Origin of the sequence: Lacinutrix sp. MedPE-SW (assembly GCF_001874145.1) — a bacterium.
Taxonomy (GTDB): Bacteria; Bacteroidota; Bacteroidia; order Flavobacteriales; family Flavobacteriaceae; genus Lacinutrix.
The window spans coordinates 26498-40252 of sequence record NZ_MPCX01000004.1 but is presented as its reverse complement, the minus strand read 5'-3'; the positions used below and the strand labels follow the sequence as shown (position 1 = coordinate 40252).

Genomic DNA, 13755 nt, shown 5'->3' with positions numbered 1-13755 from the left:
TTTTGGATTGGCTATTAGAAAGTTATAATAAGTTTTAGCTTTTAAAAATTCAATTAAAAACAAAAAAAGAGAGCATAATTTTATAAAAAGCTTTTTAGTATTTTCGCGTTTTTAAAAATAAGTTTATGATTACAGTAGATGGTTTAGCAGTAGAGTTTAGTGGAACAACTTTATTTAGCGATGTGAATTTTGTTATAAATCCAAACGATAAAATTGCATTAATGGGTAAAAATGGAGCAGGAAAATCTACAATGATGAAGATTGTTGCAGGCGAGCAAAAAGGCACTCGAGGAAAAGTGAGTTTTCCAAAAGAAACTGTAATTGCATACTTACCACAACATTTACTTACTAAAGATAATAGTACTGTTTTTGAAGAAGCCTCTAAAGCATTCAAGCATATTTTTAAAATGCGAGATGAAATTGAAGCTCTTAACAAACAGCTGGAAACACGAACAGATTATGAAAGTGATGAATACATGGCCATAATTGAAAAAGTAAGCGAATTAGGCGAACAATATTATGCTTTAGAAGATGTAAATTATGATGCCGAAGTAGAAAAAGCATTAAAAGGTTTAGGGTTTAAACAAGCAGATTTTACAAGGCAAACCAATGAGTTTTCTGGTGGTTGGAGAATGCGAATAGAATTAGCAAAAATTCTATTACAGAAACCAGACTTAATTTTATTAGATGAGCCTACAAACCACATAGATATAGAATCTGTAATTTGGTTAGAAGATTTTTTAATAAATAAAGCAAATGCAGTAATGGTTATTTCTCATGACCGTGCATTTATAGACAATATTACAAACCGTACTATAGAGGTTACTATGGGACGTATTTATGATTATAAAGCCAATTATTCTCATTACTTACAATTACGCGAAGAACGTCGCAGTCACCAAATTAAAGCTTACCAAGAGCAACAAAAATTTATAGCCGATAATATGGCATTTATAGAACGTTTTAAAGGCACGTTTTCTAAAACTAACCAAGTTGCATCACGAGAACGCATGCTTGAAAAGTTAGATATTATAGAAATCGATGAGGTTGATAACTCGGCATTAAAACTTAAGTTTCCATCTGCACAACGTTCTGGCGATTATCCTGTAATTGTTGAAGATTTATCTAAAAGTTATGGTGATCATGATGTATTTAAAAATGCAAGTTTCTCTATAGCTAGAGGCGAGAAAGTATCTTTTGTAGGAAGAAATGGAGAAGGAAAATCTACAATGATAAAATCTATTTTAGGTGAAATTGAAGTAGAAGGAAAGTGCGCTTTAGGCCATAATGTTCAAGTAGGTTATTTTGCACAAAATCAAGCGGCATTATTAGATCAAGACTTAACTATTTTTGAAACTGTAGACGCTGTTGCAAAAGGAGATGTTAGAACACAAATAAAAAATATTCTTGGGCGCTTTATGTTTAAAGGTGATGATATAGATAAAAAAGTATCTGTATTATCTGGAGGAGAAAAAACAAGATTAGCTATGGTTAAATTGCTTTTAGAGCCAGTAAACTTGTTAATATTAGATGAGCCAACAAATCACTTAGATTTAAAATCTAAAGACGTTTTAAAAGAGGCATTATTAGATTTTGACGGCACATTAATATTAGTATCTCACGACCGTGATTTTTTACAAGGTTTATCTCAAAAAGTATTTGAGTTTAAAGATCAACGCGTTATTGAGCATTTTGAAACTATAGATGCATTTTTAGAGCGTAATCGCATTCAAAATTTAAAAGATATAGATTTAAATTAATTATAAACCAGTTTTAGTTTTAATCCAGTTTGCTGTGTTTTTTATAAACGTTGGCGGCTCAAAACGGTAACCAAAATAAAGACTAGCATAGGTTTTATCGTTTACAAAATTTCGTGATATATTATCTTCTTTATTACTGTTTGATACAAAGCTAAATTTTGCTCCAGCACTAATAGTCTCGGTAGTATAGCCAAACTGTAAGTTAAAGTCTAAAGCATTAGTAAAAAAAGTATCGCGAGTTTCAATATCTTTAATTTTTTCTTTTGAAAACCTTACACCAATGGAAGGAGCTAAATTTCCTGAGAGAAACCAATGTTCTTTAATTATCCAGGTGTAATAATAATTTGGTGTTAAAGCAATATCAAAATTGTTTTGTATGTATTTACCATTTTCTGTAAAATCAGACAGCCTATTAAAACCATAATTTAAAGTAGGAATAAAACTACCAGATGTTTCTCGTTGCCATTCATTTAAAGCCATTAAGTGTTTAAGAGAAAAGTTTTTATTTAATACATAAGCAGTACTTCCAGTCCAACTTGTTGTTTTTAAATGCGGAAATTGTTTTAAAGCAGTACCATTGGGAATTTGATCTTGGTAAAAACCTTGTACACGTCTATGTTCTATAGTTTGAAACCATTGGTTTGGAAATAGCCTTAGCTGGATGTTTCTAAATTTAGATTTATTGTTTCCGTAGCTATTACTTGGAGAAAAACCAATACTTAAACCTAAAAATTTATAATTGGCTGCAATTTTTAATTTATACACATTATTGGCTTCCGCTATAAAAGCATTATTATTTTCTTCATTTATTAAAAAGGATTCAGTTTGTTTATTTAATTCAACTTTAAATAATAATTTATCTTTAAATGAAATTATATCTTGAGAGTAAAGTTTTGTAAAACAGAATATTAATAGAATGCAGCAAGTATTTTTCATTTAAAATTTTCTGTGTTTAGTGATTTGAATTTAGCGCTTTAATAAAGTCTTTAATGCCTTCGGTAGCGGTTTTAGCAATTACTGTTAATGCGTTGTTACTGCTAACAGCAGGATTAGGGTCTATAAAATAAGTGTGTGTTTGTGCAGGAATATAATCTTTTAAACCAGCAGCAGGATATACTTGCATAGAGGTGCCAATAATTAACAATATATCTGCTTGGCTACAAATATTTGCTGCTGTTTCAATTAAAGGTACAGCTTCACCAAACCAAACAATATGTGGTCGTAATTGGTGTCCGTTTTTATCTTTATCACCAAGGTGAAGTGGTTTTCGCCAGGAATACACATTATCTGGCGTAATTATACTTCGTACTTTTAAAAGTTCCCCATGTAAATGTATAACAGTGTTGCTACCGGCACGTTCATGTAAATCATCTACGTTTTGAGTAATAATACTCACCTTAAATTGCTTCTCTAATTTTGCTAGTTCATAATGCGCGCTGTTAGGTTCTACCTCTAAAAGCTGTTGTCTCCTTTGGTTGTAAAATTCTAAAACCAATTCCGGATTATTTAAAAATCCTTCAGGTGTTGCAACTTCCATAACATCGTGTCCTTCCCACAAGCCATTGGCGTCTCTAAATGTTTTTAAACCACTTTCGGCACTCATTCCTGCACCAGTTAGTACTACTAGATGTTTCATATTCTTATTAGCATTGAGCACTAAAATTAGAACTATTTTATTTAAATTGCACTAACCATAATAAATAAAGACAATCATGACGCTTTTTTTTAAATCAAAATCATTATTAAAATATTTCTTACTATTTAGTTTATTAACCATTTTTTCTTGTGGTGATGATGATAGCGATGGTGATGCTTTTGAAAATGTAACGCAGTTAGCTTCTAAAACATTTCAATTATTTCCTGTAGAAGATCCTAGTATTTCTGGAACAGCAAAGTTTATTAAAAATTCTAATGAAACAGTAACAGTAGAAATACAGTTAATAGGTGCAGAAGAAGGTAACTTACATCCTGCGCACATTCACTTTAATACTGCTGCAGAAGGTGGAGATATAGCTATAACATTACAAGCTGTAGAAGGAGAAACAGGTTTTAGTACAACCACTTTTGATGTTTTAGACGATGATACTATTATTAGTTACGAAGAGCTTTTAGATTTTGATGGTTATATAAATGTTCATTTTAGTGAAAGTAATTTAGAAGATATTATTGCACAAGGCGATATAGGGCAAAACGAATTAACAGGAACTACAAAATCTTATGCTTTGGGTAGCGTTGATTTTCCTGCAATTTCTGGTAATGCAACATTTTCACAACGTGTAAATAACGAAACACTTGTAACAATTAATTTAGAAGAAACACCAGCAAGTGGTGAACATCCTGCACATATTCACTTTAATACTGCTGCCGAAACTGGAGCAATTGCCTATAGTTTAAATACTGTAGATGGTACAACAGGAGAAAGCAAAACAAATATAGATGCCATTTCTTACAATAATTTGTTAGATTTTGATGGTTATATAAACGTGCATTTAAGTGATACTAATTTAGATGTTTTATTAGCGCAAGGCGATATAGGGCAAAATGAATTAACAGGTACTTCTGTTACCTATAATTTAAGTGCAGTTAGTGATCCAAGTATAATGGGAGACATTACATTTTTCGAGCGTTTTAATGGTGAGGCTTTAGCAGTAATAGATATTATAAATACGCCAAATGGCGCCATGCATCCAGCACATATTCATGCAGGTAGTGTGGCTACAGCACCAGGCGCAATTTTATTTACGTTTACTCCAGTAAATGGAGATAATGGCGTAAGTAAAACTAATGTAGCCATGTTAGATAACGGAACATCTTTTGTTTATAATGATGTATTAACCGTAGATGGATATGTAAATGTACACGAAAGTATGGATAACCTTGCTGTGTTAGTTGCGCAAGGTAATATTGGTGCAAATAATTAAATTATTAAATTAAATAAAATAAGCTCGATAGGTAATATCGGGCTTTTTTGTATACTAAAATATGATAGATAAAAAATTACTAGAACATTTAGAAACTTATTTAACAGACCATAGATTGCAACGCTTTTATAAGGTTTTAGAACAACGTACAAAGCATTTTACAGTAGCTACAGAAGATGTGTACCAACTACACAATACAAGTGCAGTAATAAGAAGTTGTGATGTTTTTGGTATACAAGAAGTTAATATTGTAGAAGAGGTAAATGCCAAGCGTATAGACCGTGAAATTGCAATGGGTGCTCAAAAATGGGTAGATTTAAACCGTTACCATACTGTAAAAGATGCTATACAAGATGTAAAACAAAAAGGATATCAAGTGGTAGCAACTACACCACATGCAAACGATTGTAATTTGCGTGATTTTGATGTTACTAAAAAGTCTTGCTTTTTCTTTGGAAGAGAAACCGAAGGTTTATCTCAAGAAGTTTTAGATGAAGCCGATGCGTTTTTAAAAATACCTATGGTTGGTTTTACTGAAAGTTTAAATATATCTGTTTCTGCAGCAATTATTTTACAACATGTTACTACAGAGTTAAAACAAACAAATATAAACTGGCAGTTAACTGAAGCCGAAAAATTAGAGAAACGACTGGATTGGTGTAAAAAAACAATTAAAAGTTATGAGGAGATAATAGAACGTTTCAATAAAAACAATTACATTTAATTAATAAACAACATTTTACTATGCTTATTTTTTATATTTTTTTAGGATTAATAGCGCTATTTATAATACTAACATTGGTTGCACCAAAAACCTTTAATGTGAGTAGAAGTATTGTTATAAATAAGCCGCTACCAGAAGTTTTTGAGTATTTAAAATATATTAAAAATCAGGATAATTGGTCGCCTTGGAAACTTAAAGATCCAAATATGAAACAAGAGTTTGTTGGTACAGATGGAGAAATAGGTTTTGTGTCTAAATGGGTTGGTAATAAAAAGGTTGGAACTGGAGAACAAGAAATTATTAATATTATTGAAAACGAAAGTATAGAAGCAATGCTTCGTTTTTTTAAACCATGGAAATCTGAGTCTAATGCCATAACTAAAGTTGAAGATTTAGGGAATAATAAAACTAAAGTTATTTGGGGATTTCATGGTGAGAGTAAACCACCATCAAATGTATTTTTTCTCTTTTTTAATATGGATAAAGCTGTTGGTAAAGACTTTGAAGCTGGTTTAAAAATGCTTAAAGATATTTTAGAAAAATAGGAGTAGAGGTATAAAATAAAAACACCCATAAACAATAAACTTGTTTATGGGTGTTTTTTTATTTAACACTATTATATAATACTTTTAAATGCGTTTTTTATTTCGGCTTAAAACCTTGTATTCTTCATAACATTGGCTAATAGCATCTAACATTTGTAAATCGTTTGCTGTTTCAACAAACTCTTTAGAGTAGTTACATTGCGACACCATTTCATCTAAATCTACTTTATTAACATTAAGTAAAACCATAAGCATTTCTCTATCAAAACGTGATGCTAGAAGGTTTCTTACTTCATCATCTTCTTTAACTTTTTTAAGCTTTCTAAGTTCTTTTCCTTTTTTACTAAAGGTGTTATATAAAAAGTCTAACGGATTAAAAATAGAGCCCAAAACCTTACTAAACTTATTAGCAGATTTATTATTACCAGCTTCGTAACCAGAATTTAATCCTGCAATTTTATAACGGTAATTCTCGTTTACAGCTACTTGTTTAATATCTACTTCAAGATATCCAGTAAGTTGTAATTGGCTTACAACAACTTCTTCAAGCGCTAATGCTAACTCGGTTAATATAATTTCTGAACTTCCAAATTTTAACCAATCATTAGTTACACGAACTTTAATAGATTTATAACCTACGTAAGATAAGTGAAGCGTATCATTAGCTTTAGCCTTTATTTTAAACGCTCCTTTACTGTTTGTAGTTGTACCAATTACAGTATTTAAATTTACAATGTTAACGCTTTCTAATGGTGCATTTGTTACCGCATCTAAAATAACACCAATAGCAGTATTGCCATCGGGTTTTGGTTGGGTATTATTGTTGTCTTCTTTGTTTTGAGCCAAACTAAAAGTTAGACTAAAAATAAAAAAGAATGCGGCTAAAAAATGTTTCATAATGCTATTAATAAAGATAAAAGTACTAAACAAATTACTATTTAGTACTTTTCTCTATATTTTTTGACTAAAAATTAACAGAAAGGTTTAATTTTTATCTTCTAGAACGTCTTGGTCGAGAATGTGTTGTTTTAAATTCACTTTTATCTCTATCGCCACCATCGCTTCTTCTTGAGCGTGTTGGTTTATCGTCACTTCTTCTTTTTCTATCACCTCTGTCAGATCCTTCGCTACGTCTGCTGCGTCTTTCGTCGCTTCTTCCGCCAGAGCGTCTGTCGCTACGTCTTCTATCGCCGCCTTTTCCGCCATCGCGTCTTCTTCCGCCACCAGAGCGACCACGACCACGACCACCACGATTTGGTTTATCTTCGGTTACTTCTACATTTACAAAACGACCTTCGTGTTTAAACTCACTAAAATGTGCTAAAACTTTTTCTTCGTGTTCTTTTTCTGTGTTGAAAAAAGAGAATGTATCTTTTGTATCTACTTTAAATAAATCGTCTTTGGTTAAACCCAGTTGTTCTTTTAAAAAGTCTTTTAAAGACATCCAGTTAAAACCATCTTTTTCTCCTACGTTAATAAAGTAACGTGTTGCATTACCACTTGAAGCACGACCACCATCGCGATTTGGATCGCCTGCCGATATGTTTAAGTCTTTAGCTTTTTGGTAGTAATTAAAGAAACGTGTAAACTCTACAGAGAAGAATTTTTTAATTAACTCATCTTTAGAAGTATCTTCAAACATCGTGTTTATGTCTTCTAAATACTTGTCTATTTCGTGATTAATTTCTGTATTATGAATTTTGTTTGCTAAAGACATTAATTGTACTTCGCAAATTTCCATACCGTTTGGTATGTCTTTCTTTTCAAATTTCTTATTAATAATACGCTCAATACTTCTAAGTCTGCGTACTTCACTTTTAGAAACAATTACCATAGAAACACCAGTTTTTCCTGCACGACCAGTACGACCGCTTCGGTGTGTGTATGTTTCTATTTCATCACTTAATTGGTAGTTAATTACGTGTGTAACATCGTCAACATCAATACCACGAGCGGCAACATCTGTTGCTACAAGCATTTGTATTTGGCGTGTTCTAAATTGTTTCATTACAATATCACGCTGGTTTTGACTTAAATCACCGTGTAATGCTCCTGCGCTATAACCATCTTCAATTAACTGCTCGGCAACTTTTTGCGTGTCACGTTTTGTTCTACAAAATATAACCGAAAAAATATCTGGATTAGCATCTGCCAAACGTTTTAAAGCTTGGTAACGATCACGTGCGTTAACTAAGTAGTATTCGTGAGTTACGTTAGAGGTACTTTCGTTTTTATGACCCACCGTAATTTCTTGTGGTTCGTGCATAAAATCTTTAGCTATTCTTGCTACTTCTTTTGGCATTGTAGCAGAGAATAACCATGTACTTTTATCTTTAGGTGTTCCAGAAAGAATATCTGTAATATCTTCTTTAAAACCCATGTTTAGCATCTCATCGGCTTCATCTAAAACCGAATATTGAATTTTAGTAATATCTACTAACTTTCTGCTAATCATATCTTTCATACGACCAGGCGTTGCTACAATAATTTGTGCACCACGTTTTACTTCGCGTGCTTGGTCTGTAATACTAGAACCACCATAAATAGCAACAACATTTAAACCTTTACAGTATTTACCGTAGGCTTTCATTTCGTTTGCTATTTGTAAACAAAGCTCACGTGTTGGCGATAAAATTAAACCTTGAGTTGTACGACTGTTAACGTCAATTTTTTGAAGCATTGGAAAACCAAAGGCTGCGGTTTTTCCTGTTCCCGTTTGTGCTAAAGCGACTAAATCGCCTTCGTCTTGTAATAAAATTGGGATTGCTTTTTCTTGTACTTCAGATGGTGTTTCAAAACCTAAATCTGTAATACCTTTTAAAAGGTCTTCATTAAGACCTAATTCTTGGAATGTGCTCATTCTTTTTTATGTATTTCAATGTCAATCTGTTTGGTGTTACAAATAGAAGTGCATTGAACATACTTAACCTAAAACTTCTAGTAACACATCCTCACTCTGAGGAGTCAATAAACGCCATTTTGCGTTTTCAAGGTGCAAAGGTACGCTTTTTTATTTAACATCTAGAGTAATGCTCTTTTATTTAATTATTTAGAAACTTTTAAAAGACTTACTATTTCTAAGTTTCCTTGCATTTCTGCATGGCTTAAGGCTGTATTTCCTCTATTGTCTTTAAGGCTTTTATCTGCGCCTTTTTGTAATAGATATTTAACTATAGCTATATGGCCAAAAGTAGAAGCATATATTAATGCTGTTGCTTGATTGTAATTTGGTAGATTAATATTTGCGTTATTATCTATAAGTAGTTTTGCAATTTCAAAATTGCCCTTAAAGCAAACACCCATTAAAGCTGTATTACCAGATAGATCTTGAGCATCTACATTTACTTTTTGTTTTAATAAATAAGAAACAACTTCTAGTTGATTGTTATAAGCGGCTAGTATTAAAGGCGTAAAACCTTTATTGTTTTTAGCGTTAATACTATTGTTGTCTTTTATAAAAAGGGCTTCTATTTGTTCAAGATTTCCTTCTCTTGAAGCTTGAAATATGGTTTGTGCTTGTACTAATGTAGTGCATGTAAGTAAACATGCAAGTAATAAATGTTTCATAATGTTTAATGTAAAAAGGAGGACAAAATAATGTCCTCCTTAATAAGAAAATGTGTTAATTAATGTCTAAAATCTTTAGCCGAAAACCCTAAAGCTTCTGCAACACGCATACCGTATTCTCTATCTGCTTTATAGAAATAGGTAATCATTGTCATTTGTATTTTTTTATCGGTTACTTGACCTAAATCACCACTTAAATTTTTAATTAAATTGTCTTGTTGTTGTTTCGTTAGTGATCTGTAAAAATCTCCTGCTTGAGCAAAATCGTTTGTTTTTGAGATTTTCTTTTGTGTAATAGTAACGTTTGTTAATGTAGTTTCAGACTGTTTGTATTGTGTGTCTTCTGCTAGACTAGATTTTTCACTTGGTTGATAGTTCACATCAGGATTTTCAAATCTTTTATTTCCTGCGCTATTCCAGCTATCTGAATTATAGTTTTTTGGACCTTCTAAAGGCTTATTAATTTCTAATTGTTGAAAGTTTGGTCCTAATCTATGTCTTTGTGTATCGAAATACGAAAATAAACGACCTTGTAATAATTTATCTTCTGATGGTTCTACACCTGGAATTAAAGCACCTGGAGAAAAGGCAATACTTTCTACTTGCTCAAAATAATTTATAGGATTTTGGTTTAAGGTCATGGTGCCAATTTTAATTTTTTCAATTTTATCTTCAGGCCAATCTTTAGTTGCATCTAAAGGCCAAAAATCGAAAGAGTGCATATCTTCTGGCTTAATCATTTGTACGTATAAATCCCATTGTGGGTAGTTTTTATCGTCAATATCCTTGCGTAAACTTACCGTAGCATGTTGCCAGTCTTTACCTTGCTGTATTGCAGCTTCTTCTGCTGTTAAATTTTTCTCACCTTGTTTAGAGACCCAAGAATATTTAATATAGGTTACTTTACCTTCTTTATTAACCCATTTAAAACCATGTACACTGCTTCCATTCATATATTGGTAGCCTTTTGGGATTCCTAAATCTGTATACAATCTTGTAATCATGTGTGTAGATTCTGGTACGTGAGAAAAGAAATCGAAAAAGCGATTTGGATCTTGTTTATTTGTTACTGGAGAAGGTTTAAGCGAGTGTACCATATCTGGAAATTTTATGGCATCTCTAATAAAAAACACTGGTAAATTGTTACCAACAATATCATAATTTCCTTGTTCTGTGTAAAACTTTACAGCAAAACCTCTTGGGTCTCTTGCAGTTTCTGGAGAACCTTTACCATGAATTACTGTAGAAAAACGTACCGCTAAGTCTGTTTTTTTTCCAACCTTAGAAAATACTACAGCTCTTGTATACTCAGACATGTCTTTAGTAGCTTCAAAATATCCAGATGCTCCAGCGCCTCTTGGGTGTACTACGCGTTCTGGAATGCGTTCTCTGTCAAAAGCAGCTAATTTTTCTACTAAATGGATATCTTCTAGTAAAACAGGACCATATTCTCCAACCGTTTTAGAGTTTTGGTTATCTCCAACTGGAGCGCCATTGTTTGTTGTCATTAATGTTTCAGTACTCTTGTTTTGAGCAAAAGAAACGATACCTATAGTTAAGGCTAAGGCAGTAAAAATTTGTTTCATCATTATGTGTTAATTAATTATTGTGCTTGCAAATATCTACGACAACTTGATATTAATCAAATTAATAGTTTTTATATTTGTATTAATAAAATTAATAAGATGACTTTACAACAATTAGAATATGTAATTGCTTTAGATACTTATAGGCATTTTGTTACTGCTGCAGAAAAATGTTTTGTAACGCAGCCTACTATTACTATTCAAGTAAAAAAACTAGAAGACGAAATTGGGTTTACAATTTTTAATAAAAGTAAATCGCCTTTTAAACCAACCGATTTAGGTGCCATGTTTATTAAAAAAGCTAAAGTTATTTTACGTGAAGTTGGCGATTTAAAAAATATGGTGAGTACAGAGCTTAATAGTATGGAAGGTGAATATACCATTGGAGTAATACCAACGATTTCGCCATATCTTATTCCTTTGTTTTCTGGTGTTTTTTCAGAGAAATATCCTAACTCTATTTTAAAAATTCAAGAAATGCAGTCTGATGATATTATACTAGCATTACAAAAAAAAGAATTAGACTTAGGTATACTTATAACGCCTTTAAACGAGCCTTTTATTAGAGAAATAAAGCTTTATAATGAACCTTTTGTTTTTTATGGACAAGATTGTGAATCCTTACGTAATAAAACCTCTATTTCACCAAAAGACGTTGAGCAAATGGAGAATGTTTGGTTATTAGAAAATGGGCACTGCTTTAGAAATCAGGTTTTAAATATTTGCAATAATAATAGTAATAATAAAAGTATAAAATTTCAAAGTGGTTCTATTGAAGCTTTAAAACGTATGGTTGATAATTATGGTGGTTTTACCTTAGTTCCAGAAATGGCTATACAAGATAATGACGCTGGTTGTAATATACCATTTAGCGAACCTAAACCAATTAGAGAGGTAAGTATAGTAACTCACCATTCGTTTTCTAAAGATCTTGTTATAGATGCTCTACGGTCTGAAATATTAGATAAAATTCCTAGTCAATTTACTAAAAACGAAAACTTTATTAAAATTAATTGGAGATAATGTGTTTTTATACTACGCGGAAAGTGTATTTTAATAAAAGATTCCGCGCATTATAATTTTATATTACGCGGAAAATTGTATATTTACGTAGATTCCGCTAAGTATAGTATGAAAATTATAGGTAGAAAAGAAGAACGTAAAACCATGCTTGCCATGCAGCGCGACAAGAAAGCGCACCTATTGGCTATTATTGGTCGTCGTCGAGTAGGTAAAACATTTTTAATACGTGAAGTCTATAAAAACGAAAAGATTTTTGAGATGACTGGTTTAAAAGATGCTAATCTTCACGACCAGTTAATGAATTTTACCATACAAATGAATCTATATTTTCCTGCTGAAAAACCTTATACAAAGCCCGAAAGTTGGTTAATGGCTTTTAGTGAGTTAAGTGTAGCTATAAGTAAAAGTACTTTAAAAAAGCCTGTGGTTTTTCTAGACGAGCTACCTTGGATTGCCAGTAAACGTTCTGGTTTTATGGAAGCTTTGGCACACTGGTGGAATAATTGGGCGTCGCAACAAAACATAATTGTAGTGGTTTGCGGCTCGGCAGCATCATGGATGCTTCAGCATGTGGTAAATGCAAAAGGTGGTTTACATAATCGTATTACCAAGCTTATTACCTTAATGCCTTTTACTTTAAACGAAACCGAAGCCTTTTTAAAGGAAAAAAATATAGTAATGAGTCACTACCAAATCATACAGCTATATTTAGCATTAGGTGGTATTCCGCATTACTTAGATCAAGTAGAAAAAGGAAAAAGTGCAGCACAAAACATTAACAATTTGTGCTTTAAAAAAGATGGCTTTTTAACTACCGAATTTAATAACCTCTATCCTGCATTGTTTGATAATGCTGGTAGCCATATAAAAATTGTAAAAGCTTTAGCTAGTAAGGCTAGCGGATTAAACAGACAGAGTATTTTAAAATTAACCAAACTGTCTGATGGTGGTTATTTTACAAATATTTTAAACGAGTTAGAAGCTTCTGGATTTATATCGACCTTCGAGCCTTTAGAGAAAAGTAAAAAAGATACCTTATTTCGTTTAACCGATGAGTACTCGCTGTTTTACCTCTCGTTTATGGTAGGACAAAATAAACTTAATAAAAGCGATTGGCTTCGCGTTAGCGAAACACAACCTTATAAAATTTGGTGTGGTTATGCTTTCGAGAATTTATGTATTAAACATATAGAAAGCATAAAGGAAGCTTTAGGTATTTTGGGCGTAGAAACTAAAGTGAATAGTTTTTTACATAGAAAAGATGCAAACTACCCAAAAGGATTTCAAATAGATATGCTTATTGATAGAAAAGATAATATTATAAACATTTGCGAGATGAAGTTTTATGCAGATGAATTTGCTATTAATAAAGATTACGCACAGAAACTACGTACCAAACGCGAAGGTTTAAAAGCGGTTACTAAATCTAAAAAAATGGTACATATTACCGTTATAAGCGCTTATGGTGTTTTAGAGAATACACATAAAATGGATTTGGTAGAAAATGATTTTACTATTTCTATTTTTTTTGATTCGTAATTTAAGCTATCGTTTATGTATAAGAATAGTTGCGTGTTTGTATGCGAGGATTTTCTAGAGGAAAATCAGACGTTACAAACACGCAACGCC

Annotated in this window: 12 protein-coding genes; 6 read left to right on the top strand and 6 right to left on the bottom strand. The window is 31.9% G+C overall.

The window, feature by feature from the left end:
• The first annotated feature begins 125 nt into the window (after positions 1-125).
• Entirely contained in the window at positions 126-1760 is a 1635-nt protein-coding gene (locus tag BM549_RS05095) for an ABC-F family ATP-binding cassette domain-containing protein (protein ID WP_290469286.1), read from the top strand.
• Here BM549_RS05095 and BM549_RS05090 read toward each other — a convergent pair whose 3' ends face one another.
• Both BM549_RS05090 and BM549_RS05085 read right to left on the bottom strand, forming a co-directional pair.
• Entirely contained in the window at positions 1761-2696 is a 936-nt protein-coding gene (locus tag BM549_RS05090) for a DUF4421 family protein (RefSeq protein WP_290469285.1), read from the bottom strand.
• 16 nt (positions 2697-2712) lie between these two features.
• Positions 2713-3396 carry an NAD-dependent deacylase gene (locus tag BM549_RS05085; RefSeq protein ID WP_290469284.1) on the bottom strand — a complete coding sequence of 228 codons (684 nt, stop codon included), beginning with the start codon at positions 3394-3396 and terminating at the stop codon, positions 2713-2715.
• Between the two features lie 76 nt (positions 3397-3472).
• Between BM549_RS05085 and BM549_RS05080 the strand changes: the two genes are divergently transcribed.
• The 3 genes from BM549_RS05080 (at position 3473) to BM549_RS05070 (ending at position 5950) form a co-directional block, all read left to right on the top strand.
• Positions 3473-4681: a hypothetical protein gene (locus BM549_RS05080; protein WP_290469283.1), complete on the top strand. Its 1209-nt coding sequence runs from the start codon at positions 3473-3475 to the stop codon at positions 4679-4681.
• A 61-nt stretch (positions 4682-4742) separates the two neighbouring features.
• Positions 4743-5405, top strand: a complete 663-nt coding sequence (locus BM549_RS05075) for an RNA methyltransferase (RefSeq protein WP_290469282.1) — start codon at positions 4743-4745, stop codon at positions 5403-5405.
• A 20-nt stretch (positions 5406-5425) separates the two neighbouring features.
• Entirely contained in the window at positions 5426-5950 is a 525-nt protein-coding gene (locus BM549_RS05070; protein ID WP_290469281.1) for an SRPBCC family protein, read from the top strand.
• Positions 5951-6034: 84 nt separating this feature from the next.
• Here the strand turns inward: BM549_RS05070 and BM549_RS05065 are convergent, their stop codons facing one another.
• The 4 genes from BM549_RS05065 to BM549_RS05050 all read right to left on the bottom strand — a co-directional run bounded on the left by BM549_RS05065 (position 6035) and on the right by BM549_RS05050 (position 11106).
• Positions 6035-6847: a carboxypeptidase-like regulatory domain-containing protein gene (locus BM549_RS05065; protein WP_290469280.1), complete on the bottom strand. Its 813-nt coding sequence runs from the start codon at positions 6845-6847 to the stop codon at positions 6035-6037.
• Between the two features lie 94 nt (positions 6848-6941).
• The gene (locus tag BM549_RS05060) at positions 6942-8810 is read right to left on the bottom strand and encodes a DEAD/DEAH box helicase (RefSeq protein WP_290469279.1); all 1869 of its coding nucleotides are present in this window, start codon (positions 8808-8810) and stop codon (positions 6942-6944) included.
• A gap of 185 nt (positions 8811-8995) precedes the next feature.
• Positions 8996-9517 carry an ankyrin repeat domain-containing protein gene (locus tag BM549_RS05055; RefSeq protein ID WP_290469278.1) on the bottom strand — a complete coding sequence of 174 codons (522 nt, stop codon included), beginning with the start codon at positions 9515-9517 and terminating at the stop codon, positions 8996-8998.
• Positions 9518-9576: 59 nt separating this feature from the next.
• The gene (locus tag BM549_RS05050) at positions 9577-11106 is read right to left on the bottom strand and encodes a catalase (protein ID WP_290469277.1); all 1530 of its coding nucleotides are present in this window, start codon (positions 11104-11106) and stop codon (positions 9577-9579) included.
• A gap of 96 nt (positions 11107-11202) precedes the next feature.
• Between BM549_RS05050 and BM549_RS05045 the strand changes: the two genes are divergently transcribed.
• Entirely contained in the window at positions 11203-12126 is a 924-nt protein-coding gene (locus tag BM549_RS05045) for a LysR substrate-binding domain-containing protein (RefSeq protein ID WP_290469276.1), read from the top strand.
• 108 nt (positions 12127-12234) lie between these two features.
• Positions 12235-13665, top strand: a complete 1431-nt coding sequence (locus BM549_RS05040) for an ATP-binding protein (protein WP_290469275.1) — start codon at positions 12235-12237, stop codon at positions 13663-13665.
• Positions 13666-13755: the final 90 nt, after the last annotated feature.

Excerpts from the sequence above, each read along its gene's own strand:
- BM549_RS05095 (WP_290469286.1), top strand. The coding sequence starts at position 126 with ATGATTACAGTAGATGGTTTAGCAGTAGAGTTTAGTGGAACAACTTTA.
- BM549_RS05090 (WP_290469285.1), bottom strand. The coding sequence starts at position 2,696 with ATGAAAAATACTTGCTGCATTCTATTAATATTCTGTTTTACAAAACTT.
- BM549_RS05085 (WP_290469284.1), bottom strand. The coding sequence starts at position 3,396 with ATGAAACATCTAGTAGTACTAACTGGTGCAGGAATGAGTGCCGAAAGT.
- BM549_RS05080 (WP_290469283.1), top strand. The coding sequence starts at position 3,473 with ATGACGCTTTTTTTTAAATCAAAATCATTATTAAAATATTTCTTACTA.
- BM549_RS05075 (WP_290469282.1), top strand. The coding sequence starts at position 4,743 with ATGATAGATAAAAAATTACTAGAACATTTAGAAACTTATTTAACAGAC.
- BM549_RS05070 (WP_290469281.1), top strand. The coding sequence starts at position 5,426 with ATGCTTATTTTTTATATTTTTTTAGGATTAATAGCGCTATTTATAATA.
- BM549_RS05065 (WP_290469280.1), bottom strand. The coding sequence starts at position 6,847 with ATGAAACATTTTTTAGCCGCATTCTTTTTTATTTTTAGTCTAACTTTT.
- BM549_RS05060 (WP_290469279.1), bottom strand. The coding sequence starts at position 8,810 with ATGAGCACATTCCAAGAATTAGGTCTTAATGAAGACCTTTTAAAAGGT.
- BM549_RS05055 (WP_290469278.1), bottom strand. The coding sequence starts at position 9,517 with ATGAAACATTTATTACTTGCATGTTTACTTACATGCACTACATTAGTA.
- BM549_RS05050 (WP_290469277.1), bottom strand. The coding sequence starts at position 11,106 with ATGATGAAACAAATTTTTACTGCCTTAGCCTTAACTATAGGTATCGTT.
- BM549_RS05045 (WP_290469276.1), top strand. The coding sequence starts at position 11,203 with ATGACTTTACAACAATTAGAATATGTAATTGCTTTAGATACTTATAGG.
- BM549_RS05040 (WP_290469275.1), top strand. The coding sequence starts at position 12,235 with ATGAAAATTATAGGTAGAAAAGAAGAACGTAAAACCATGCTTGCCATG.